This is a genomic window from Bordetella genomosp. 11 (assembly GCF_002261215.1).
GTDB lineage: Bacteria > Pseudomonadota > Gammaproteobacteria > Burkholderiales > Burkholderiaceae_B > Bordetella_C.
In genome coordinates, this window is record NZ_NEVS01000004.1 from 2,042,623 (window position 1) to 2,065,082 (window position 22,460).

Below are 22,460 nucleotides of genomic sequence, written 5' to 3' on the forward strand. Positions count from 1 at the left end.
TATGCTGACGGGTTCGTCCCCAATGCCCGATTCCGCTATGGACACTCCCCTTCCCGCCTGGCCCTATCCTCGCCTGATCGCCCATCGCGGCGGCGGCAGGCTGGCCCCCGAAAACACCATGGCCGGCATGCGCGTCGGCGCCGAGCACGGCTTTCGCATGTTCGAATACGACGTCAAGCTCAGCCTGGACAATGTCCTGATCCTGCTGCACGACGACGATGTCGACCGCACGACCAGCGGGCAAGGCCCCGCGCGCGCCAAGACCTATGCCGAACTGGCCGAACTGGATGCCGGATCCTGGCATTCCGCGCGTTTCGCCGGAGCGCGCATCCCCACCCTGGAGGAAGTCGCGCGCTATACGCTGGAACAGGGCATCGCCAGCAACGTCGAGATCAAGCCCTGCCCGGGCCGCGAAACCGAGACCGGCACCGCCGTCGCGCTGGCCGTGCGCGAGCTCTGGCGCGACGCGGCGGTGCCGCCCCTGCTGTCGTCGTTTTCCGAGGAAGCGCTGGCGGCCGCCCACGTCGCCGCGCCCAGGCTGCCGCGCGCGCTGCTTGTCGAGAAAATACCCATGGACTGGCGCGACCGTCTGGTGCAGCACGATTGCATCGCCTTCAACGTCAACCAGAAAGACGTCACCCCGGAACTGGTCAAGGCCGTGCACGGCGCGGGCTATCGCCTGTCGGCCTGGACGGTGAACGACCCGGCGCGCGCGCGCGACCTGCTGGACTGGGGCGTCGATGCCATTTTCACCGACGAACTGGCCACCATCCGGCCCGACGCCTGAATCACGCAGGAACAGAGAGCACACCTTGTTCAGTTATCGCCACGCCTTCCACGCCGGCAACCATGCCGATGTGCTCAAGCATGCCATCCTGATCCATGTACTGGACTACCTGGGCCAGAAAGACACGCCTTACTGGGTGATCGACACGCATGCCGGCGCCGGCCTGTACCGGCTGGACAGCGACTGGGCCAGCAAGAACGCCGAGTTCGCTGACGGCATCGGCCGGCTATGGGAGCGCGCGGACGTGCCGCCCCTGCTGGCGCGCTACCTCGAGCGCGTACGCGACTACAACCCGGACGGCCAGCCGCGCCTCTATCCCGGCTCTCCCTGGCTGGCCCTGGACGCCATGCGCGAGCACGACCGTTTGCGCCTATTCGAGGCGCACCCGACGGAAGCCGAGGTGCTGGTGGGCAACCTGGAAAAACGCGGGGGCGTGGCGCTGCGCCAGACCACCATTTTCGACACCGATGGATTCGAAGGCATGAAGGCCCTGCTGCCGCCGCCGCCGCGCCGCGGGCTGGTCCTCATCGATCCCTCGTATGAAGACAAACAGGACTATCGGCGCGTGGCACTGGCCGTGAAGGAAGGACTGAAGCGCTTCGCCACCGGCATGTATGCCGTGTGGTACCCGCAGGTGCAGCGGCGCGAATCGCTGGAAATGCCGCGCCAGCTGGAAAAAGCCGGCAGGCGCTGGCTGCACGTTTCGCTATCGGTCAAAAAGCCCGCGACCGACGGTTTCGGCCTGCACGGCAGCGGCATGTTCCTGGTCAATCCCCCCTGGACGCTGGCCGCCCAGCTGAAGGAAGCGCTGCCTTGGCTGAAGGAAGTGCTGGCCCAGGACGACCGGGCCCGCTACACGCTGGACGCGAGCACGGATTAAGGCTTGTAGGCCGGCCGGTCGCGCGCGCCGTGCTGTCCGGCCAGGCGCGCGGCGCGGCCTGGCCGGTAGCCGCCGCTTAGCGCGCCGCCCGCATCCCCGCCGACTCCGCCTGCATGGCGTTCTGTTGCGGCGTCGTCTGTTGCGAGGTCTGCTGCGGCATCTGCTGCGAGGTCTGCTGCGGCGCGGCCTGCCCGGGCGCGCCCGGCGATGCCTGCGCGGTATGTTCCGTCCAGCCGCCGCCCAGCGCCTTGTACAGGTCGACCAGGTTGGTCAGGCGCGCCAGGCGGGTCTGCACCAGGATCTGCTGCGAGTCGTACAGCGAACGTTGCGAATCCAGCACGTTCAGATAGCTGTCCACGCCCTGGCGGAACCGTTGCTGCGACAGGTCGTAGGCGCGCTGGTTGGCCTGTACCAGCAACTGCTGCGCGCGGATCTGGTCATCGATCGTGCCACGGCCCGCCAGCGCATCGGCCACGTCCCGGAACGCAGACTGTATGGACTTCTCGTAGTTCGCGATCTCGATGCGCTTCTGCACCTTGGACAGATCCAGGTTCGCCTGCAGCGAGCCGCCGGCGAAGATCGGCACGGAGATCTCCGGCGCGAAACTCCAGGCGCCCTGCCCGCCCTTGAAAAGGCGTCCCAGGCTGGCGCTGGCCGTGCCGGCGCTGGCCGTCAGCGAGATGGTGGGAAAGAACGCCGCCCGGGCCGCGCCGATATTGGCATTGGCCGCCTCGAGCTGATGCTCGGCCGCGCGGATGTCCGGCCGCCGTTCCAGCAGATCCGAAGGCAGCCCGGCGGGCAAGCCCGTGGGCATCATGGCATCGTTCAACGAAGCCGGCGTTTCCAGCCTGGCGCGCACATCCTGCGGCAGCGGATTGCCCAGCAGCAGCACCAGCGCGTTCATGTCCTGCGCGACCTGCCGTTCGAACTGCGACTGGTTGCGTTCGGCGGTGCGCACCGATACTTCGGCCTGGCTGAGGTCCAGCGCGGTCGCGATATCGTTGTCGTAACTCTGCTTGGTCAGGTTATAGGAATCCCGCTGGCTCGTCAGCGTATCGCGCGTGAGCTGCAAGAGTTCCTGGTCGCTGCGCAAGGTCAGGTAGGCCGTCGCGACCTCGGACACCAGCGAAAGCTGCGTGGCCGTGCGCGTCTCGTCCTGCGCCAGATAGAGCTGCAGCGCCTGTTCGTTCAGGCTGCGGATGCGCCCGAAGAAGTCCAGTTCCCAGGACGCCACGCTGGCGCCCACCTGATAGGTGCGGGTGGTCGTCGCGCTGCCGCTGCGGGACAAGTCGCCCGGGGTGCGCTGCGCCGTTTCCTGCGCGCCCACGCCCACCGTGGGGAAGAGCTCCGAACGCTGGATACGGTACTGCGCGCGCGCCGCCTCGACGTTCAACGCCGCCACGCGCAGGTCGCGGTTGTTCTGCAGCGAAAGCGAGATCAATTCCTGCAGCAGCGGATCCGTAAAGAAATCGCGCCACCCCACGTCGGCGGTGGCCAGGCCGCCCGGGGGGACAGTGGCCTGGTTGGCGGAACGATAGGCCGGTCCGCTGGGGTAGGCGGCATCGATCGGCGCGGCAGGCCGCTCATAGTCGGGCATCAGGGAGCAGCCCGCCAGCGCCGCGATAAACGCGGCCGAGAGGGAAATGCGCAGCGGAGTTCTCATTGTTCTGGTGGTCATTCGGCATGCCCCCCTGCCGGGGAAGACGGTGCCGGTTGGTGCTTCTCGTCGTTGGGATCGTGCGGATCGCCGCGCTCGCTCTGGCGCTTGACCCTGAACAGGCGCAGCATCGCCACGAAGAAGGTCGGCACGAAGAAAATGGCCAGGAAGGTCGCGGTCAGCATGCCGCCGATCACGCCCGTGCCGATGGCATTCTGGCTGCCCGACCCGGCGCCGTTGGCGATGGCCAACGGCACGACGCCCAGGATGAAGGCCATCGATGTCATCAGGATGGGTCGCAGGCGCTGGCGCGCCGCATGGATGGCCGCCTCCGTCAGGCTGGCCCCGGATTCATAGTGCTCTTTGGCGAACTCCACGATCAGGATGGCGTTCTTTGCCGCCAGCCCCACCGTGGTCAACAGTCCGACCTGGAAGTACACGTCGTTGGACAAGCCACGCAGCAGTGTGGCCGCCAGCGCGCCGATGATCCCCAGCGGGACCACCATCATCACCGCCGTCGGAATGGACCAGCTTTCGTACAGCGCCGCCAGGCACAGGAACACGACGATCAGCGAAATCGCGTACAGCGCGGGCGCCTGCGAACCCGACAGGCGTTCTTCGTACGACAGCCCGGTCCATTCGTAGCCGATGCCGGTAGGCATGGTGGCGGCCAGGCGCTCCATTTCCGCCATGGCCTCGCCGGTACTGCGTCCGGGCGCGGGCTGGCCCAGGATTTCATAGGCCGGCACGCCGTTGTAGCGGTTCAGCTTCTGCGGTCCGTAGCTCCACTCCGCCGAAGCGAAGGCCGAGAACGGCACCATATCGCCCTGCGCGTTGCGCACGTACCATTTGTTCAAATCGTCTGGCAGCATGCGCGACGTGGGTATGCCCTGGACGTACACCTTCTTGACGCGGCCCCGGTCGATGAAGTCGTTGACGTAGGTCGAACCCCAGGCCGTCGTCAGCACGCTGTTCAGGTCCTGGATGGAGACGCCCAGCACGCGCGCCTTTTCCCGGTCGATGTTCAGCCGGTACTGCGGGGCGTCCTCGACGCTGTTCGGCCGCACGCCGGCCAGGATGGGGCTTTTCGCGGCCTCGGCCAGCAGCTTGTTGCGCGCGTTCAGCAAGGCATCGTGGCCCAGGCCCGCGCGATCCATCAGCATCAGGTCGAAACCGGTGGCGTTGCCCAGCTCCAGCACGGCGGGCGGCGCGAAGGCCACCACCATGGCGTCGCGGATCGATTGCGCGAAATGGCCGGAAGCCCGCTGCGCCAAGGCCGCCACTTTCTGTTTCGCCAGCGGTCGGTCACCCCAGTCTTTCAGCTTGACGAACATCAGCGCCGCGTTCTGGCCACGACCGCCGAAGTTGAAGCCGTTGATCGAGAACACCGACGCCACCGTATCCTTCTCGTTGTCGAGGAAATACTTGGTGGCCTGGTCGATGACGGCCTGGGTGCGTTCGGCCGTCGCGCCCGAGGGCGTGGCGATCTGGACGAACAAAATACCCTGGTCTTCATCCGGCAGGAAGGACGTGGGAATGCGGGTGAACATGACGACCATGCCGGCCACGATCAGCGCGTAGATCAGCATCAGCCGCGGCGTGCGGTTCAGCACGCGTGCCACGGTATTGGCATAGCCGTGGCTGCCGCGATGGAACGTCCGGTTGAACCAGCCGAAAAAGCCGGTCTTGGCCTCGTGATGGTCCTTGTCGACAGGTTTGAGCAGCGTCGCGCACAACGCCGGCGTGAAGACCAGCGCGACCAGCACCGACAAGGCCATCGACGACACGATGGTGATGGAGAACTGCCGATAGATCACGCCCGTGGAGCCGCCGAAGAAGGCCATCGGGATGAACACGGCAGCCAGCACCATCGCGATGCCGACCAGCGCGCCGGTGATCTGCTCCATGGACTTGCGGGTGGCCTGCCGCGGCGTCAGCCCCTCCTCGGCCATCACCCGCTCGACGTTTTCCACCACCACGATGGCATCGTCCACCAGCAGGCCGATGGCCAGCACCATGCCGAACATGGTCAGTGTATTGATCGAATACCCGAATGCCGCCAGCACACCGAAGGTGCCCAACAGCACCACCGGCACCGCCAGCGTGGGAATCAGCGTGGCCCGCAGGTTCTGCAGGAACAGGTACATGACCAGGAATACCAGCACGATGGCTTCGCCCAGGGTCTTGAACACGTCCTCGATGGAAAGCTTGACGAACGGCGTGGTGTCATACGGATACACCACCTCCATGCCCGGCGGGAAGAAAGGCTTCAGGCCGTCGATGGTGCGGCGGACCGCATCGGCAGTGTCCAGCGCGTTGGCGCCGCTGGCCAGCTTGATGGCCAGGCCGGCCGCCGGCTTGCCGTTGTACAGGCTGTCGATGGTGTACGACTGCGCGCCCAGGGCGACACTGCCGACATCGCGCAACCGCACCTGCGAGCCGTCCGGGTTGACCTTGAGCAGGATGTTGCCGAACTGTTCGGCTGTCTGCAGGCGGCTCGGGCCGATGATGGTGGCCGTCAGGTCCTGCCCGCGTACGGCGGGCAGCCCGCCCAGCTGGCCGGTGGAGACCTGCACGTTCTGCTGCGAAACCGCGTTGACCACGTCGATGGTGGTCAGGTTGTAGTTCAGCAGCTTGGCGGGATCCAGCCAGATGCGCATGGCGTACTGCGAGCCGAACAGCTGGAAGTCGCCCACGCCGTTCGTCCGGCTGATCGGATCCTGCACATAGGACGCCACGTAGTCCGCCAGGTCGGCGCGGTTCATGCTGCCGTCGGTGGAAATGAACGCCGCCACCATGAGGAAGTTCTTGGTGGCCTTGGTCACGCGGATACCCTGCTGCTGCACTTCCTGCGGCAGCAGCGGCTGGGCCAGCGACAATTTGTTCTGGACCTGGACCTGGGCGGTGTCGGGATTGGTGCCCTGCGCGAAAGTCAGCGTGATCGTCACGCTGCCATCGGCGGCGCTTTCCGAGCTGAGGTATTCCAGGTTGTCCAGCCCGTTCATCTGCTGTTCGATGACCTGCACGACCGTGTCCTGCACGGTCTGGGCCGACGCGCCCGGATAGTTCACCTGGATGCTGATCGACGGCGGGGCGATGGCCGGATACTGGGACACCGGCAGGCGCAGGATGGACAACGCGCCCGCCAGCATCATGACGATCGCGATCACCCAGGCGAACACCGGCCTTTCGATAAAAAACTTAGCCATGCTTGGAACTCCTTCCCGGCCTTATTGCGCCGGGGTGGCCGGGGCCGCCGCGGTGGTCGCCGGCTGTGCGGCGACCTCATGAGGCGCCACCTCCATGCCGGGGCGTATCGTCTGCAGGCCCTCTACCACGACCTTGTCGCCGGCCTTCAGGCCGCTGGTGACGAGCCAGTCCGAACCGATGGCGCGGTCCGTGGTCAGGTCGCGGACCTGGATCTTGCCCTGCTCGTCCACCACGTAGGCGATGGGCGTGCCGCGCTGGTTGCGCGAGACGCCGCGCTGGGGCACCAGCAACCCCTGGGTGGCGACGCCGTCCACCAGCTTGGCGCGCACGAACATGCCAGGCAGCAGCCGGTGCTCGGGATTCGGGAAGACCGCGCGCAGCGTGACCGAGCCGGTGCTCTGGTCCACCGTCACCTCGGAAAACTGCAGCTTGCCGTCGTGGTTGTACTGCGTACCGTCTTCCAGCGTCAGCGTGACCTGGGCCGCCTGCTCGCCGGCTGCGCGCTTGATCTGCCCCTTGGCCAGTTCGTCCTGCAGGCGCAGCAATTGCACGCTGGATTGCACGACGTCCACGTAGATCGGATCGATCTGCTGGACGGCGGCCAGGGCAGTGGTCTGGTTGGCGGTGACCAACGCGCCTTCCGTGACGGCGGAACGACCGATGATGCCGTCGATGGGCGACAGCACCTTGGTATAGACCAGGTTGATGCGCGCGGTATCGACCGCCGCCTTGGCGGACAGTACATCGGCCTTGGCCTGGTCGCGCGCGGCGACGGCGTCGTCGTAGGTCTGGCGGCTGATCGCGCGGGTTTCCGTCAGCGGCTTGTAGCGTTCGGCCAGCAGCGTCGCGGTCTTGACCTGGGCTTCGGCGCGAGCCAGCGCGGCGCGCTGGCTGTCCAGCGTGGCCTGGTACAAGGCCGGGTCGATCTGGTAAAGCTGCTGCCCCGCCTTGACCGTGCCGCCCTCGATGAACAGCCGCTTGAGCACGATACCGTTGACCTGCGGCCGGACCTCGGCCACCCGGAACGGCGAGGTGCGGCCCGGCAGTTCCGTCGTCAGCGAGACGGGCTCCGTCTTGAGGGTAACCACCCCGACGGTCGGCTTGGCGGGGGCAGCGGCCGCGTTGTCCTTCTTTCCGCAGGCGGCGAGCGTGAACGCGAGCAAGCCGATAGCGGCCACCGCGGCCACGCGCCCGGCAGTCTTCTTATTCATACGGTGCATTTCCTGATTCCAACTAGAGCCGGCCGGCGAACACCGACCGTCGTCACCATCACGACAACACGCGGGGCCCGGCGGGCGCGACGCGTTGCTGCATTGCAAAAGCCCAGATTTTGCACTATTCCATCCGCGTAACAAAGACCAGGTTTGGGAAAACATAGTTCCATTGATGAGACAATAACGTCATGACAAAACGCCTGCTCACTATGGAGCTGTTTGTCGAGGTCGCGCGCGCCAAAAGTTTCAGCCGCGCGGCCTTGACGCTAGGCATGCCCAAGTCCACGCTGTCGCGCCAGGTGGCGGAACTCGAAAGCTCCCTGGGCGTGCAATTGCTCAGCCGCACTACCCGCAAGGTCGAACTGACCGACGCGGGGTCCCGCTACTTCGAACGCTGCCAGCACATCGTCGCCGAAGCGCGGGTCGCCGACGAGGAAATCCAGGGCCTGGCCAGCACCCTGGCCGGCCCGCTGCGAGTCAATATGCCCGTGGATTTCGGCACGGATTTTCTTGCCGAGTCCCTGATGGCGTTTTCCCGCCGCTACCCGGACGTCACCTTTCACCTGGACATGGCCGCGCCCGAACACGCGGGCAAGGTCTTCCAATCGTGCGACGTGGCCATCGAAATCGGCGAACTTCACTCGGCCACCCGCATCGCGCGCCAGCTCGGATCGATCTCGGCCTACCTGTATGCATCGCCGGCGTACCTGGCGGCATGCGGCATGCCGCGTCATCCGGATGACCTGGCCGCGCACGAATGCATGGAGTTCCGCGCGACGCTCAGTACCCGCGTTACCCCGTGGCCGCTACACCGGAACGGCGAGCATATCGAGTTTCATCCGGGAAAACGATTTTCGCTGAACTCTGCTGGCATGATACGGCGTCTGGCCACGCTGGGTGCCGGAATCGCGGTGCTGAGCGACGTCAGCGCCTCTCAGGAGGTAGCCGCGGGCCGCTTGCAGCGCGTGCTGCCGGATTGGGAGGTCGGGCCTTTCCCAGTGTACGCGGTCACCGAAACCCGTTTGCTACCCGTCAAGACCCGCATTTTCGTGGAGTTCCTGACCGAGCGCCTGCACCGCGAGTGGTCTAGAGGGGGGTGAAGGCCCCCCCCGAAGCGCTGCGCGCTTCCCCCCCAGGGGGGCGACGCAGCGGACCGGCGGAGCCGGATCCGCGCGTCCCGGGTCGGATACGCCTGTGTTCTTGTGTAGGGCGGTGGTGCAACGATGGAGGCGGGGAATCGGCCGTTTCGGCGCGTGGTCGGAATGGCGGAGCCGGATCCGCGCGTCCCCGGTCGGAGGCATCTGTGTTCTTGACGCGTCCTGGGTCGGATGCACACCTGTGTTCTTCGCGTCCCGGGTCGGATGCGCCTGTGTTCTTGGCGCGGCCTGGGTCGGGTGCATTTGTATGGTTGTGTAGGACTGTGGAGCAACGGTGAAAGCGGTGGATCGTTCGGTTCGGGGCGCGACGGGGTGGTGCGCGCCTGGAATTGGCGCGGGTTGGTGGGCGTTGGCGGCGTGGGTCAGCGTTCCCAGGGCGGAACGGCGCGGTGGTCGTCGACCAGGCGCGCGCGCAGCGTGCGGGCGGCGTCGGCGTGGCCCAGCAGGTCCAGGGCGGTCAAGACCTGCCAGTCCGCGCTGACCTCGAAGAAATCGCGCAGGCGGGCGCGGGTATCGCTGCGGCCGAAGCCGTCCGTGCCCAGCGTCCTGTAGGGCGCGCCGACCCAGGCGCGTATCTGTTCGGGCACGGCGCGCACGTAGTCGCTGGCCGCCACCACGGGCAGCGGGGTCGCGCCCCATTGACTCTCGATCCACGAAGGCGCGGCATCGCCGCCGAGCAGGCGCGCGCGCTCCACGGCGCGCGCCTCGCGGGCCAGCTCCGAGAAGCTCGTGGCGCTCCAGACCTCGGCGGCGATACCGTATTCGTCGCGCAGGCGGCGCGCGGCCACGGCCGCCTCGGCCACGATGGCACCCGCGGCAACGAGGCGGATGACCGGCGTACCGTCGGCCGCATGCATGCGATACATCCCCCGCAGGATGCCTTCGCGGGCCGACGGATCGGCCGGCATATCGGGCTGCGGCAGGTTTTCGTTGGTGACGGTCAGGTAGTAGAACTCGTCACGTTGCTCGCCCAGCATGCGCCGCAGGCCGGCTTCGACGATGACCGCGACTTCATACGCATAGGCCGGATCGTAGGCACGGCAGTTGGGAATGGTCGCCGCCACGATGTGGCTGCTGCCATCCTGGTGTTGCAACCCTTCCCCGCCCAGCGTCGTGCGCCCGGACGTGGCGCCGACCAGGAAGCCCCGGGTCCGCTGGTCGGCAGCCGCCCAGATCAGGTCGCCGACGCGCTGGAAACCGAACATCGAGTAGTAGATATAGAACGGCAGCATGGGCAGGCCGTTGACGGAATAGCTGGTGCCGGCCGCGATCCACGACGACAAGGCGCCGGCTTCGGTGATGCCTTCTTCCAGGATCTGCCCGTCGCGCACCTCGCGGTAATGCAGCACGGAACCGATGTCTTCCGGCTCGTACAGCTGGCCTTGCGAGGAATAGATCCCGACCTGCCGGAACAGGTTCGCCATGCCGAAGGTACGGGCCTCGTCCGCCACGATGGGCACGATGCGCGCGCCGATGCCCGGGTCTTTCAGCAAGGCAGTCAGCATGCGGACGATGGCCATGGTGCTGGACATCTCCTTGCCACCTGGGGCCAGCGCGAAGGCGCCCCACTGTTCGACGCGCGGCGTATCAAGCGATGGCGCCGTGGCCCGACGGCGTGGCACGCAGCCGCCCAGTGCCGCGCGGCGTTCGCGCAGGTAGCGCATTTCGGCGCTGTCCTCGGCCGGCCGGTAAAAGGCCAAGGCGGCGCAATCGGCATCGCCGATCGGCAGCGCGAAGCGATCGCGGAACGCCAGCAAGGCGTCGACGTCCAGTTTCTTCTGCTGGTGCGTCGTCATCCTGCCCTGGCCCGCCTCCCCCATGCCATAGCCCTTTTTCGTTTGCGCCAGGATCACGGTGGGCTGCCCCGCATGCCGCACCGCGCGATGGTAGGCGGCATGGATCTTGAAGATATCGTGGCCGCCGCGGCTCAGGCGGTCGATCGCCTCGTCCGACCAATCGGCTACCAGCGCGGCAAGTGCCGGATCGCGGCCGAAGAACTGACGCCGGTTGTAGGCACCGTCCTTGGCGGCGAACGTCTGGAATTGGCCGTCGACGGTATGCGCGAAAGCACGTGCCAGGGCGCCGGAGGTATCGCGGCGCAGCAGCGGATCCCAATCGCCGCCCCACAGCAGCTTGATGACGTTCCATCCCGCGCCCGCGTACAGCGTTTCCAGCTCGTCGATGATGCGGCCGTTGCCGCGCACCGGTCCGTCCAGGCGCTGCAGGTTGCAGTTGACGACGAAGACCAGGTTATCCAATCGCTCGCGCGCGGCCAGCGTCAGCGCGGCAACCGATTCGGGCTCGTCCATTTCGCCGTCCCCGAAGATGCCCCACACCTTGCGGTCGGATGGGGCGGCCAGGCCCCGGTGTTCCAGATAGCGCATGAAGCGCGCCTGGTAGATCGCATTGATCGGACCGATGCCCATGGACCCAGTCGGGAACTGCCAGAAATCCGGCATCAGCCAGGGATGCGGGTACGAAGACAGCCCTCGCAGGCCATGTTCGGCGGCGGTGATTTCCCGGCGGAAATGCGCCAGGTCCGCCTCGCCCAGGAAACCCTCCAGGAAGGCGCGTGCATAGACGCCGGGCGCGGAATGCGGCTGCATGTAGACCAGGTCCCCGCCGTGGCCCGCGACGGGCGCGCGCCAGAAATGGTTGAAGCCGACCTCGAACAGATCCGCGGCCGATGCATAGCTGGCAATGTGGCCGCCCAGTTCGCCGTGCGCCTGGTTGGCCCGCACCACCATGGCCAGCGCGTTCCAGCGATTGATGGACGCGATGCGCTCCTCGATGCGCAGGTCGCCGGGGAACGGCGGTTCCTGCCCGGCCGGAATGGTATTCAGATAGGCCGACGCAACCGGACCGTGACCACGCACGCCCAGCCGCGCGGCGTGAGCCAGCAACGATTCCAGCACGAAGGCCGCGCGGCCCGGCCCCTCGGCCGCGACCAACGACGCCAGCGCGTCGCGCCATTCGGCGGTTTCCTGGGGATCGATGTCCTGGCCGGCACCGTCCGCAGCCATCGCGGGCGCGGGCGTCCCCATCCCGGCGGCGGGCATTCCGCTCAAGACCGCCGGGCCGGTAGTCGAGACGTCCCGTCCCTGCTCGAGGGTATGGCGGGACTGCACGGTATCGGTATCGAACATGGGGCTCTCCAGAATGGCGTCGGGGCGCGCGGGCATAGGCCGCCGCTGACGCTCATCCTAGGCCTCACCGGCCGGCATAGGCGTTTGAAATATCCATTTATAAACTGTTGATACAGCATAAAATGCTGCTATCCGCATCCCACCAGGCACGCCATGCCGACCTCGCCCCTGGACACCATAGACCGCCGCATTCTGGAAGTGCTGCAGACCGACGCGAACATCACCAACGTGGAGCTGGCGCGCCGCGTGCATTTGTCGCCTTCCCCCTGCCTGGCCCGCGTGAAAGCGCTGGAAGCCGCCGGCGTGATCCGCCGTTACGTCGCCCTGGCCGACCCGCTGATGCTGGGGCTGAGCCTGAACGTATTCATCCAGGTCAGCCTGGAAAAGCAGGTCGAAGCGGAACTCGAACGCTTCCAGCAGGCGATGGCGGCCTATCCGGAAGTCATGGAGTGCTATCTGATGACGGGCGACGCCGATTACCTGCTGCGTGTCGTGGTGCCCGATATGCGGGGACTGGAGCGCTTCATCGTCAGCCACCTGTCGCGGATACCCGGGGTCAAGAACATCCGCTCCGGTTTCGCGCTGAAGCAGGTCAAGTACCAGACCGCGCTGCCGCTGCCCGAACCCGGCGCCTGACGCGGCCGCCCGGCAAGGCGCCTAGAACCGCTCGTCCGGGCGCAGATAACGCCATTGGCCTGGCTTCAGGTCGCCCAGCATCACACGGCCGATACGCACCCGCTTCAGCCCCACCACCTTCAGCCCGACCAGTTCGCACATGCGGCGGATCTGCCGCTTCTTGCCTTCCTTCAGGATGAAGCGCAACTGGTCGTCGTTCTGCCAGGCCACCTTGGCGGGGCGCAGCGCCTTGCCGTCCAGCGACAGGCCGTGATTGAGCAGCGCCAGCCCGCGGTCGTCCAGGCGCCCCTGGACGCGCACGAGGTATTCCTTTTCGATGCCGGAATCCTCGCCGATCAATTGCTTGGCGATACGGCCATCCTGTGTCAGCACCAGCAGGCCGGTCGAATCGATGTCGAGCCGTCCCGCCACCGCGAGGCCGCGCAGATGGGCGCGGTCGAAGCGCACCGGGGAACGATCGTTGGCCGCGCGCGAACGGGCATCGATCAGGGCGGCCGCGGGCTGGTAGCCGTCTTCGGCCTGCCCGGACACATAGCCCATGGGCTTGTGGATGAGGATGGTGACGCGCTCGCGCTGCTGCGCCTGCGCCGCGCGCTCCAGCGTAATGGTCTGGTCGGGATACGCCTTGGCGCCGAGTTCGGACACCACTTCGCCGTCCACGCGCACCCAGCCGCGCTCGATATAGCTGTCGGCCTCGCGCCGGGAACACAGGCCGCGTTCCGACATGAGCTTGGAGATACGTACTTTTTCCATGGCGCGCGTCGCGAAAGCCGACATTCTAGCGGCTTTGGCCCGCCCGGCCCCATGCGCAAGCCCGCTGCCCGCGTTATCCATCGCGTACCGCACACTTGCGGGATAATACGTCGCCATGAAAATGCTCCATCCCGGCAGCCTAGGCTGGATGCCCCTGCCCCCGCCCTCCTGCACCGTCACCCAGAAATTCTGGCTTTTCCGCCCCGGCGCCCTGACCGCAGGCCTGCGCCAACTGGGCGAATTCCGCCTGCGTGTGCTGGCCGAATACGCCCAGGCCGCACCGGTCGACGAAGCGCGCGCCATGCGGCTGCGTCCAGGATCGCCGGTCTGGGTTCGCGAAGTCCTGATGTCCGTCGATGGCGTGGATGGCGTGGTCGCCCGCAGCCTGACGCCGCTGGCCGCCTCGCGCGGCACCTGGCAAGGCATGCGCCGGCTGCGCAGCCGGCCTTTGGCCGATATGCTGTACCACGATCGCACCGTGTCGCGGTCGGCGTTCGAATGCCGGCGGCTGGCGGCCGGCGTACCCTTCTACGCCACGGCGCGCACGGTCGTGGCCGAGGCGCCGGGACCGTGGAATCGTAGCGACGGCAAGGTGGTGGATATCCGCCACGCCCTGCATGGCCGCAACGCGACGAACAGCCGCGACGCCGTCAACCGGGATGCGCGCATACTCGCGCGCCGGTCGGTGTTCTGGCGCCATGACCAGCCCCTGCTGGTGGCCGAGGGATTCCTGGCGACGTTCTGGCAAAAGGCCGGCCATCGCCGGCCGGCCTGAACGAGCCGGCCTCAGATCGCGACGGCTGGCTCGTCCTTGTGCGCGGCGACCTGCTTCTGCGATTCCGCGTTGTCTTTCAGGCGCTGCGCGATCTGCTGCGCCACCTTTGCCTTGTCTTCCGGCGACATCGCGTCGTACTGCTCTTTGCTGATGCCCATGCTGGCCAGCATCATGTAGAACATGCGCTTGCCCAGCGGCATGGACAGGTAGTCGGACAGCTGCTCGGCCGCTTCGGACTTGACGGCCGGGCTGCCGGCGGGGGCGCCATGCGCGGCGGCCCATCGCGCCGGATCGGCCATGCCATGGCGCGCCGATACGCCCGGCGCCGCAGCCGTGGCAGCGGCGTTGCCCGATCCGCCCGCAGCCCGGCCAAGAACATCGTCGAACTGCCCGTCGGCGGCATTCGCATTCGCCGCGGCCTGTCGACGCGCGTCCAGCGGATTCGCGGCGGTATTTCCCGTGCCGAGCACTCCGATATCGCTCATTCCCATCTCCTCGTGGCGGTCGACGGCGGCGGAGCCGATCCCTGCGGATGGCGGCCGTCGGCATGCTGTGCAATGGCCAGGATCATAGCCGTGCGCGCAAGCGCCCCAAGGCCTGGAAAAAAGGAAGATATCCCGGCTATTTCGGGCACTGCCCTGCCGCGATTATTCGCGCCAGGTCTCCGGCACGACGACGACGCTGCCCGCGTCCGACGTGACGAAGACTTCGCCGTCCTGCACGTTCAGGTCCAGCGACATGGTGCGTTCGGCCAGCGCGCCCAAGGCCTGCGCTTCCTGCGCCGGCAAATTGATCACTTTCAGGTTGCGCGCTCGCGCGACGCGGTCGCGCACGCCTTCCCACCATATCTGGCTGGCATGGCCGCCGTAGCAGTAGATCAGCACCTGTTCCGCACGGCCGCAGGCCTTCAGGATGCGGCGTTCGTCGGGCTGGCCGACTTCGATCCACAGTTCGATGGCGCCGGTCAGGTCCTTGCGCCATACGTCGGGCTCGTCGGTGTCGCTCAAGCCTTTCGTGAAAGCCAGCGCCTCGTCTGCGTTCAGGGCATAGGCCAGGATGCGCACCATCATGCGCTCGTCGGTCTCCGACGGATGCCTGGCCACGGTGACGGCATGGCTGCCGTAATAGCGGCGGTCGTTATCCGCTACATTCAGGTCGGCTTTGTAGATTGTCGCGCGTAATGCCATGGGTGTTCGTCGTCGCCGCCAAAGCCAGGCATCATACCGCCATGAAGCGGCTCCCGCTTTTCCTACACCGTTCGCATCCGTCCCGCCATGCCATTGCGTCTTCCGCCTTTGTCGCCGCTGCGCTTTTTCGAAGCCGCCGGACGGCTGCAGAGCTTCAGGCTTGCCGCCGCCGAACTGAAGGTCACGCCCAGCGCCGTCAGCCACGGCATCGCCGGCCTGGAGGAATACCTGGGGGTACAGCTCTTCGACCGCGGCCCGCGCGGACTCTCGCTGACACCGGCCGGCGCGGATTACCTGGCCTACGTCTCCGAGGCCCTCGCGGTGCTCGCGGTCGGCACGCGGCGGCTGCCGGCGCCACGCGCCAGACCAGGCTTGTCCCTGACGTGCGCGCCCACGTTCGCTTCGCGCTGGCTGGTGCCGCGCCTGGCGGCGTTCCGCGCGCGCTGGCCGGATGTCGACGTGTCGCTGGATACCTCGCCGCGCCAGGCAGGCTTTCCCACCGATGGCTTCGATTTCGCCATACGCATGAGCCGCACCGCGGCGGCCGGCCCGGCGTGGACGCGGCTTTTCGCGGAACGCCTGGTACCGCTGTGCAGTCCGGCCTACCGGGACAGCCTGTGCGGACCCGGCGGCGACGCCGATCTGCGGCGAGCCGTCCTGATCCACGTCCCCGCGGCCAGCGAGGAATGGCAGGACTGGTTGCAGGCCACGGGACTCGAAAACATGGAGCCAGCCGGCACAATGCGGGTCGACCGGCTGGATCTGGCCTTCGAAGCGGCGGTGGCGGGCCTGGGCGTGGCACTGGGCAGGCGGCCGCTCGTGGATGACGAAATCGCGGCCGGTACGCTGGTAGCGGCAGGGCCTACCATCGATGCCGAAACGGCCTATTGGCTGGTCGCGCGCGATGGCGCCGACCAGGAGCCCGCGCTGGCCGGCTTTCGACTATGGCTGCTCGACGAGATGTCCGGAAGCGTCAGAACATGACGCCGCCGGGATGGATTGCGGAACCGCCGCAACGCGGCTTGCCTCAGTTGCCTTGCGCGGAGGGAATCGGTTTCGCCTCCTTTGTAAGCTGGGTCAACTTCTGAATGAAGGCGGGATCATTCGGCATCGGCCGGTAGAAAATCTTTCCCACATCCATGTTGATCAATGCCGCGACGATCAGTCCTCCTATGGCGCCGCCCGCGGCGCCCGCACCCGCGGCCTGGCCATAGCTCATGGAAGCGCTGTGCGCGATGCCCCGTCCGATCGCGCCGCCTGCCGCGCCTCCAATCGCGCCGCCCGTCGCGAACGCCACCGTATCGGCACCTGTCCCTTGCGGACTCGGTACCAGCACGGCATTCGCGCAGCTTGCGCCCGTCGGTAGAGGCGCCACGACCGCATTCGCCGTGGAATAGTACGTGTAGAAAACGGGCGGCGTGGCGTGATCGCGCGGAACCCAGATGCCGCCGTCATACGTTGTCGGATCGACGGGGCTATTGTTCGTCATGGCGAAATACAGGCCCCCCGGAGGGGCCCGATAGTACGTTCCGCCAGCATCTTCGAACTCGGAAATATAAGGCCCGGCGGCGACTTTCGTCGTCCATTCGATATCGAAAATGCCTCTGGTGTCATGGCCCTCCAGGCCCTCGGGCACCGAGATGCAGCTTAGCGCGGCGGGATGTTGCAGCGTGGCCGGTGGCAGCCCTGTCGCGCAGCCGCTCAGTACGGAAGCGGCCAGGAGGCTCCACAGAACAGGCGATCTCATTGTCGACATTATTACTGTTCCGATAGGTTGAGATAGTGCTTCTCTAGGCCATGTCGGGGCCGCTCGTCCGGCTTCCGAACTTTGGCGGAACGGATAGTACTTGCCTTCCGCTTCTGCGTGTGGCGCACAGTTATGCAAGAAACGGCGAGGAACATTGCAGTGCCGCAGCGCCATGGCACGGGTGAATTCCCTTCATCGGCCGGCGAGATTTTTTCGGTTGCGGCGGGCAAGGCTCCTCGCCATGATGGGCGCCGAGGAGAGCCATCGTCATGCAAGCCACCCACGCATCATCCGCCCCGTCCCGCCATGCAGCGCTATTCACCATCGCCGCCGGCGCGCTTATCCTGAGCGCGGCAATGGGCACGCGGCAGACTTTCGGCCTGTTCATCGGGCCGTTTTCCTACGATCGCGGCCTGCCCATCACGCTGGTCGCGCTGGCGATCGCCATGCACAACCTGGTGTGGGGCTTCGCGCAACCCATCGCCGGCGCCGTGGCGGACCGTCACGGCGCCGCCCGCGTGGTGGCATTCGGCAGCGTGGTGATGGCTGCCGGATTGGCCTTGTCCGCCATGGCGCCGTCGGGCCCCTGGCTGATGGTGGGCATGGGCTTGCTGGTCGGCATCGGTATCAGTTGCACGGCCTTCGGCGTTGTATTGCCCGCCGTCGGCCGCATCGCTTCCCCGGAAAAGCGCAGCGTGGCGTTGGGATGGGTAAGCGCGGGCGGATCCCTAGGGCAGGTGTTGATGGTGCCCCTGGCCCAGGCAGTGCGGGAATGGTCGGGGCTGTCGATGGCGCTATACGCGCTGGCGTTCCTGATGCTGCTGGCCGCGCCGCTGGGCATCGTGCTTGACCGGCGCCCCGGCGCGGGGCCGATGCCATCGGGGACGCCGGCCCCGCCCTTGCGCAAGGTCGTGGCGCTGGCGACGCGTCATCGCGGCTACCAGCTTCTGACCCTGGGCTTTTTCACCTGCGGCTTCCAGCTTGCCTTCATCGCGACGCACCTGCCGCAGTATCTGTTCCTGTGCCATATGCCGGTGGGCCTGGGCGCCACCGCGCTGGCCCTGATCGGCCTGTTCAATATGGTGGGCAGCTGGGCCTGCGGCTGGCTGGGCGGACGCTATCGGCAGCACCACGTGCTGGGCTGGCTGTACCTGGTACGCGGCGCGGCCATCCTGGCGTTTTTCCTATTGCCCAAAAGCACCGTATCGGTGGTGTGTTTCGCCGCGGTCATGGGATTGACCTGGCTGGGGACGGTGCCGTTGACCAGCGGGCTGGTCGCCAAGGTGTTCGGCACGCGCCACCTGGGCACGCTCTTCGGCATCTGCTTCCTGAGCCACCAGCTGGGATCCTTCCTGGGCGCGTGGCTGGGTGGCCTGGTCTTCGACCTGACGGGATCCTACGCGCTGCTGTGGCAATTGACTGCCGCCGCTGGAGTCTTCGCGGCCCTGCTGCACTTTCCGATCGACGACAAAACGGTGGCCGAAGCGCCCGCCGCCGCCCTGGCCCGCGCCTAGCGGACGCGGGCCGGGCCGCGGACTACGACGCCATCGCCGGATACGCGCCGATCGCATGCCGGGCCACGAAGTGGCCGCTGGACACTTCGACCAGGGGCGCGACCACCGGCTCGTCGCCGACCTTGCGCACCGGGCTGGGGATCTCGTCCACCAGCAGCGAACGCTGCCGGTGCCGGCGCTGCGGATCGGCGATAGGCACGGCCGCCATCAGCTTCCTGGTGTACGGATGCTGGGGATTTTCGAAGATCGCCCGGCGCGGGCCGATCTCGACGATCTGGCCCAGGTACATCACCGCCACGCGATGGCTGACGCGTTCGACCACCGCCATGTCGTGGGAGATGAACAGGAAGGACACACCCAGCTCGCGCTGCAGGTCCAGCAGCAGATTGACGATCTGCGCCTGGATGGATACATCCAGCGCCGACACCGATTCGTCCGCGATCACCACCTTGGGGTTCAGCGCCAGCGCCCGCGCGATGCAGACGCGCTGCCGCTGTCCGCCGGAAAACTCGTGCGGATAGCGGCTGATCATCTCCGGCACCAGGCCGCACTTGTCCATCAACCAGCGTACGCGTTCCTGCGCCTGCGCGCCCTTGGCGACCCCATGGATCAGCAGCGGTTCCATAATGGAATCACCCACCGTCATGCGCGGGTCCAGCGACCCGAAGGGATCCTGGAAGATGAACTGGATGTGCCGCCGCAGGGTCTGCATCGCCGCGCCGCGCAGCGCGCCGATATTGCGTCCGTCGAACTCGATCGTGCCGCCCTGGCTGTGCACCAGCTGCAGCAGCGAACGCCCGGTGGTGGTCTTGCCGCATCCCGATTCGCCCACCAGCGACAAGGTTTCGCCGGGATAGAGATCGAAACTGACCTTCTCCACCGCGTGCACGCGCCGTTGCACGCGACCCAGGATTCCGCCGGCGATGTCATAGCGCGTGATCAGGTCGCGCACCTTCAGCACCGGCCCGTTTTCCCGGCGCACCGTGCTCTCCGTGACGCGGACATCGGGCAACGGCTTGGCCTGCCCGTGCTGCGCATCGCTTACGGTCAGCAAGGGGAACGGCGCCGGTTCGTCGGTGCCATGCATGGCACCCAGGCGCGGCACCGCCGATAGCAGTGCGCGCGTGTAGGCGTGGCGCGGCTCGGCGAAGACCTCGTCGGAGCCACCCTCTTCCACCTTGTCGCCGCGGTACATGACGAGCACGCGGTCGGCGACTTCGGCCACCACGCCCATGTCGTGCGTGATGAAGATCACGCCCATGTTCATTTCTTCCTGCAGCTGGCGGATCAGTTGCAGGATCTGCGCCTGGATGGTCACGTCCAGCGCCGTGGTCGGCTCGTCGGCGATCAGCAATTGCGGCTTGCACGACAGCGCCATGGCGATCATGACGCGTTGGCGCATGCCCCCGGACAGCTGGTGCGGATAGCGGTCCAGCACGGATTTGGCTTCCGGAATGCGGACCCGTTCCAACATGCGCAGCGTTTCCGCGCGCGCGCCCGCGGCGTCCAGCCCCTGATGCAGCCGCAAGGCTTCGGCGATCTGCACCCCTGCCGTAAAGCTGGGGTTCAGCGACGTCATCGGTTCCTGGAAGATCATGGCCACATCGGCACCGCGCACGCGTTGCAGCGTGCCCTCGTCGGCGGCCGTCATGTCCAGCACGTCGCCGCCGCGGCGACGCAGGCGGATCGTACCGTTGACGATTTTGCCGCCGCCGTATTCGACCAGGCGCATCAGCGCCAGCGACGTCACCGACTTGCCGGACCCGGACTCGCCGACGATGGCCAGCGTTTCGCCGCGGTCAACGTGGAAAGACACATTGCGCACGGCTTCGACGGTGCGATCGTGCGTCTTGAAGCGCACGGTCAGGTCGTTGACGTCAACGACGCGGTTGGGTTCCATCGCTTCCATTACGCTACTTCTCCTGGCGCGGATCGAGGGCGTCGCGCAGACCGTCGCCCAGCAGGTTGAAACCGAGCACCGCCAGGAAAATGGCGGAACCCGGGAAAATCGACATCCACGGTGCCTGCGTCATGAAGTTCTTGGCCGTGTTCAGCATGGAGCCCCAGGACGGATTGGGCGGCTGCAGGCCCAGGCCCAGGAAGGACAGGCTGGCCTCGGCGATGATCGCCGTGGCGATGGTGATGGTGGCCTGGACGATCAGCGGCGGCATGATGTTGGGCAGGATATGCCGCACGATGATGCGGGTATCCGACGCGCCCAGCGCCCTGGCGCTGGCGACGTAGTCCTCGTTCTTGACCGCCAGCACCTGGCCGCGCGTCAGCCGCACGAACTTGGGCGCGGCCGATACGCCGATGGCGATCATGGCATTGATCAGGCTGGGTCCCAGGAAGGCCGCCAGCGCGATCGCCAGGATCAGGAAGGGTATCGCCAGCAGCGCTTCGGTAACGCGCGAAATCGAACTGTCCACCCAGCCGCCGAAGTAGCCGGACAACAGGCCGAACGGCACGCCGACGATCATGGCGATGAGGACGGACGCCAAACCCGCCATCAGCGAGGCGCGCGCGCCGAACAGCATGCGGGTATAGATGTCCCGGCCCAGTTCGTCGGTGCCCAGCCAGAAGTTCGCCGACGGCGGCTTGCGGATGGTGGTGAAGCTGGTCTGGAAGGGATCGTGGTTGGCCAGCAGCGGCGCGAAGATCGCCACGATGACGAAGAACAGCACGATGGCCGCGCCGATCATCGCGATACGGTTGCGGCGGAACTTGCCCCAGGCCCGATTGGTGCGCCGGGGCATCGCGCCGCCGGGAGCCACGGCGGATGGTGTAGCGCTCATGAATGCCTCAGTCGGGGATTGACAACGATATAGAGAATGTCGGCCAGCAGGTTCATCACGATGAAGCCCACGGCGACGCACAGCACGACGCCCTGCACCACCGCGTAATCGCGGTTGAATACCGCGTCGACCACCAGCTTGCCGAAGCCCGGGATCGTGAAGACCTGTTCGGTCAGCACGGCGCCGGCCAGCAATTCGCCGAACAACAGGGTCACCAGCGTCACGATGGGCATCAGCGCGTTGCGCAAGGCGTGGCGCAGCACGACCACGCGCGGCGACACGCCCTTGGCCCGCGCGGTGCGAACGTAGTCCGCGCCCAGGGCTTCCAGCATGGCCGACCGGGTGTGGCGCATAAGATAGGCCGCCAGCGACGTGGACAGCACGATGGCCGGCATGATCATGGTCTTCATCGACAGCCAGAAGTCTTCGAACGGCGAGACGTAGCCCGATGCGGGCAGCCAGCGCAGCTGCACGGAGACGATCATGATCAGGATGATGCCCAGCCAGAAGTTGGGAATGGACATACCGGACAGCGCCGCCACATTTGCCCCGTATTCCATCAGCTTGCCCTTGCGCACCGCCGCCAGGATGCCGGTCGGTATGCCCACCAGCAACGCGATGATCATGGCCATGGCCGCCAGTTGCAGCGTGACGGGCAATTTCTGGGAAATCAGCGACGTGACGGGTACGTCGGTGCGCAGCGACTTGCCCAGGTCTCCGGTAGCGACCTGCCTGACCCAGGCCAGGTACTGTACGGGCAAAGGATCGTCCAGATGATACTTCTGGCGCAGGTAGTCCAGCACGGCGGGATCGCGCTCTTCGCCCGCCAGCGTCAATACCGGGTCGCCCGGCAGCACTTTCTGCAGCGAGAAGACGATCATCGACACCAGTATCAATGTCGGGATCGCCACGAGAACGCGACGCAGGATGAGTTTGAACATGGAGAAATACCGCTAAAACATAAAGAGCGAAGCGCCGGGACCGCATCCCGGACGCCCCGCT

18 protein-coding genes are annotated in these 22,460 nt (G+C 66.6%); 7 read left to right on the plus strand and 11 right to left on the minus strand.

Going from position 1 to position 22,460, the window contains the following annotated elements:
• Positions 1 to 37: 37 nt before the first annotated feature.
• Both ugpQ and CAL28_RS16805 read left to right on the plus strand, forming a co-directional pair.
• The gene (ugpQ, locus tag CAL28_RS16800) at positions 38 to 787 is read left to right on the plus strand and encodes a glycerophosphodiester phosphodiesterase (RefSeq protein ID WP_094842434.1); all 750 of its coding nucleotides are present in this window, start codon (positions 38 to 40) and stop codon (positions 785 to 787) included.
• A 25-nt stretch (positions 788 to 812) separates the two neighbouring features.
• The gene (locus CAL28_RS16805) at positions 813 to 1,667 is read left to right on the plus strand and encodes a 23S rRNA (adenine(2030)-N(6))-methyltransferase RlmJ (protein ID WP_094842435.1); all 855 of its coding nucleotides are present in this window, start codon (positions 813 to 815) and stop codon (positions 1,665 to 1,667) included.
• 76 nt (positions 1,668 to 1,743) lie between these two features.
• Here the strand turns inward: CAL28_RS16805 and adeC are convergent, their stop codons facing one another.
• Genes adeC through CAL28_RS16820 form a run of 3 tightly spaced genes read right to left on the minus strand, consistent with a single transcriptional unit; the run spans position 1,744 to position 7,745 of the window.
• The gene (gene adeC, locus CAL28_RS16810; protein ID WP_094842436.1) at positions 1,744 to 3,330 is read right to left on the minus strand and encodes an AdeC/AdeK/OprM family multidrug efflux complex outer membrane factor; all 1,587 of its coding nucleotides are present in this window, start codon (positions 3,328 to 3,330) and stop codon (positions 1,744 to 1,746) included.
• Between the two features lie 11 nt (positions 3,331 to 3,341).
• Positions 3,342 to 6,533 carry an efflux RND transporter permease subunit gene (locus CAL28_RS16815; protein WP_094842437.1) on the minus strand — a complete coding sequence of 1,064 codons (3,192 nt, stop codon included), beginning with the start codon at positions 6,531 to 6,533 and terminating at the stop codon, positions 3,342 to 3,344.
• Positions 6,534 to 6,554: 21 nt separating this feature from the next.
• A complete protein-coding gene (locus CAL28_RS16820) occupies positions 6,555 to 7,745 on the minus strand; it encodes an efflux RND transporter periplasmic adaptor subunit (RefSeq protein WP_094842438.1) in 1,191 nt (396 codons plus the stop codon).
• A gap of 212 nt (positions 7,746 to 7,957) precedes the next feature.
• Between CAL28_RS16820 and CAL28_RS16825 the strand changes: the two genes are divergently transcribed.
• Positions 7,958 to 8,848, plus strand: a complete 891-nt coding sequence (locus CAL28_RS16825; protein ID WP_094842439.1) for a LysR family transcriptional regulator — start codon at positions 7,958 to 7,960, stop codon at positions 8,846 to 8,848.
• 419 nt (positions 8,849 to 9,267) lie between these two features.
• Here CAL28_RS16825 and mdeB read toward each other — a convergent pair whose 3' ends face one another.
• Positions 9,268 to 11,928: an alpha-ketoglutarate dehydrogenase gene (gene mdeB, locus CAL28_RS16830; protein ID WP_094844680.1), complete on the minus strand. Its 2,661-nt coding sequence runs from the start codon at positions 11,926 to 11,928 to the stop codon at positions 9,268 to 9,270.
• A gap of 276 nt (positions 11,929 to 12,204) precedes the next feature.
• On the opposite strand from mdeB, the gene CAL28_RS16835 reads away from it, so the two are divergent.
• Positions 12,205 to 12,687, plus strand: a complete 483-nt coding sequence (locus CAL28_RS16835; RefSeq protein ID WP_094842440.1) for an Lrp/AsnC family transcriptional regulator — start codon at positions 12,205 to 12,207, stop codon at positions 12,685 to 12,687.
• Between the two features lie 21 nt (positions 12,688 to 12,708).
• On the opposite strand, the gene CAL28_RS16840 is transcribed toward CAL28_RS16835, so the two are convergent.
• A complete protein-coding gene (locus CAL28_RS16840) occupies positions 12,709 to 13,440 on the minus strand; it encodes a pseudouridine synthase (protein ID WP_094844681.1) in 732 nt (243 codons plus the stop codon).
• 115 nt (positions 13,441 to 13,555) lie between these two features.
• Here CAL28_RS16840 and CAL28_RS16845 point away from each other — a divergent pair, with 115 nt between their 5' ends.
• Positions 13,556 to 14,215: a chorismate--pyruvate lyase family protein gene (locus tag CAL28_RS16845; protein WP_094842441.1), complete on the plus strand. Its 660-nt coding sequence runs from the start codon at positions 13,556 to 13,558 to the stop codon at positions 14,213 to 14,215.
• A gap of 11 nt (positions 14,216 to 14,226) precedes the next feature.
• Here CAL28_RS16845 and CAL28_RS16850 read toward each other — a convergent pair whose 3' ends face one another.
• Both CAL28_RS16850 and CAL28_RS16855 read right to left on the minus strand, forming a co-directional pair.
• Complete coding sequence (locus CAL28_RS16850) at positions 14,227 to 14,700, minus strand: hypothetical protein (protein ID WP_094842442.1); 474 nt, start codon at positions 14,698 to 14,700, stop codon at positions 14,227 to 14,229.
• A gap of 162 nt (positions 14,701 to 14,862) precedes the next feature.
• Positions 14,863 to 15,402 carry a YaeQ family protein gene (locus tag CAL28_RS16855; RefSeq protein ID WP_094842443.1) on the minus strand — a complete coding sequence of 180 codons (540 nt, stop codon included), beginning with the start codon at positions 15,400 to 15,402 and terminating at the stop codon, positions 14,863 to 14,865.
• An 87-nt stretch (positions 15,403 to 15,489) separates the two neighbouring features.
• Between CAL28_RS16855 and CAL28_RS16860 the strand changes: the two genes are divergently transcribed.
• Positions 15,490 to 16,386 carry a LysR substrate-binding domain-containing protein gene (locus tag CAL28_RS16860; protein ID WP_094842444.1) on the plus strand — a complete coding sequence of 299 codons (897 nt, stop codon included), beginning with the start codon at positions 15,490 to 15,492 and terminating at the stop codon, positions 16,384 to 16,386.
• 43 nt (positions 16,387 to 16,429) lie between these two features.
• Here CAL28_RS16860 and CAL28_RS16865 read toward each other — a convergent pair whose 3' ends face one another.
• Positions 16,430 to 17,038 (minus strand): hypothetical protein, encoded by a 609-nt coding sequence (locus CAL28_RS16865; RefSeq protein WP_141218206.1) that lies wholly within the window; start codon positions 17,036 to 17,038, stop codon positions 16,430 to 16,432.
• A gap of 380 nt (positions 17,039 to 17,418) precedes the next feature.
• Between CAL28_RS16865 and CAL28_RS16870 the strand changes: the two genes are divergently transcribed.
• Positions 17,419 to 18,663: an MFS transporter gene (locus tag CAL28_RS16870; protein WP_094842446.1), complete on the plus strand. Its 1,245-nt coding sequence runs from the start codon at positions 17,419 to 17,421 to the stop codon at positions 18,661 to 18,663.
• Between the two features lie 22 nt (positions 18,664 to 18,685).
• On the opposite strand, the gene CAL28_RS16875 is transcribed toward CAL28_RS16870, so the two are convergent.
• From CAL28_RS16875 to CAL28_RS16885, 3 genes are read right to left on the minus strand one after another with little or no spacing between them, the layout of a single operon-like run.
• Complete coding sequence (locus CAL28_RS16875; protein WP_254926292.1) at positions 18,686 to 20,563, minus strand: dipeptide ABC transporter ATP-binding protein; 1,878 nt, start codon at positions 20,561 to 20,563, stop codon at positions 18,686 to 18,688.
• Between the two features lie 13 nt (positions 20,564 to 20,576).
• A complete protein-coding gene (locus CAL28_RS16880) occupies positions 20,577 to 21,458 on the minus strand; it encodes an ABC transporter permease (protein ID WP_094842448.1) in 882 nt (293 codons plus the stop codon).
• Complete coding sequence (locus tag CAL28_RS16885) at positions 21,455 to 22,399, minus strand: ABC transporter permease (protein WP_094842449.1); 945 nt, start codon at positions 22,397 to 22,399, stop codon at positions 21,455 to 21,457. The genes CAL28_RS16880 and CAL28_RS16885 overlap by 4 nt, the downstream gene beginning before the upstream one ends.
• Positions 22,400 to 22,460 lie beyond the last annotated feature (61 nt).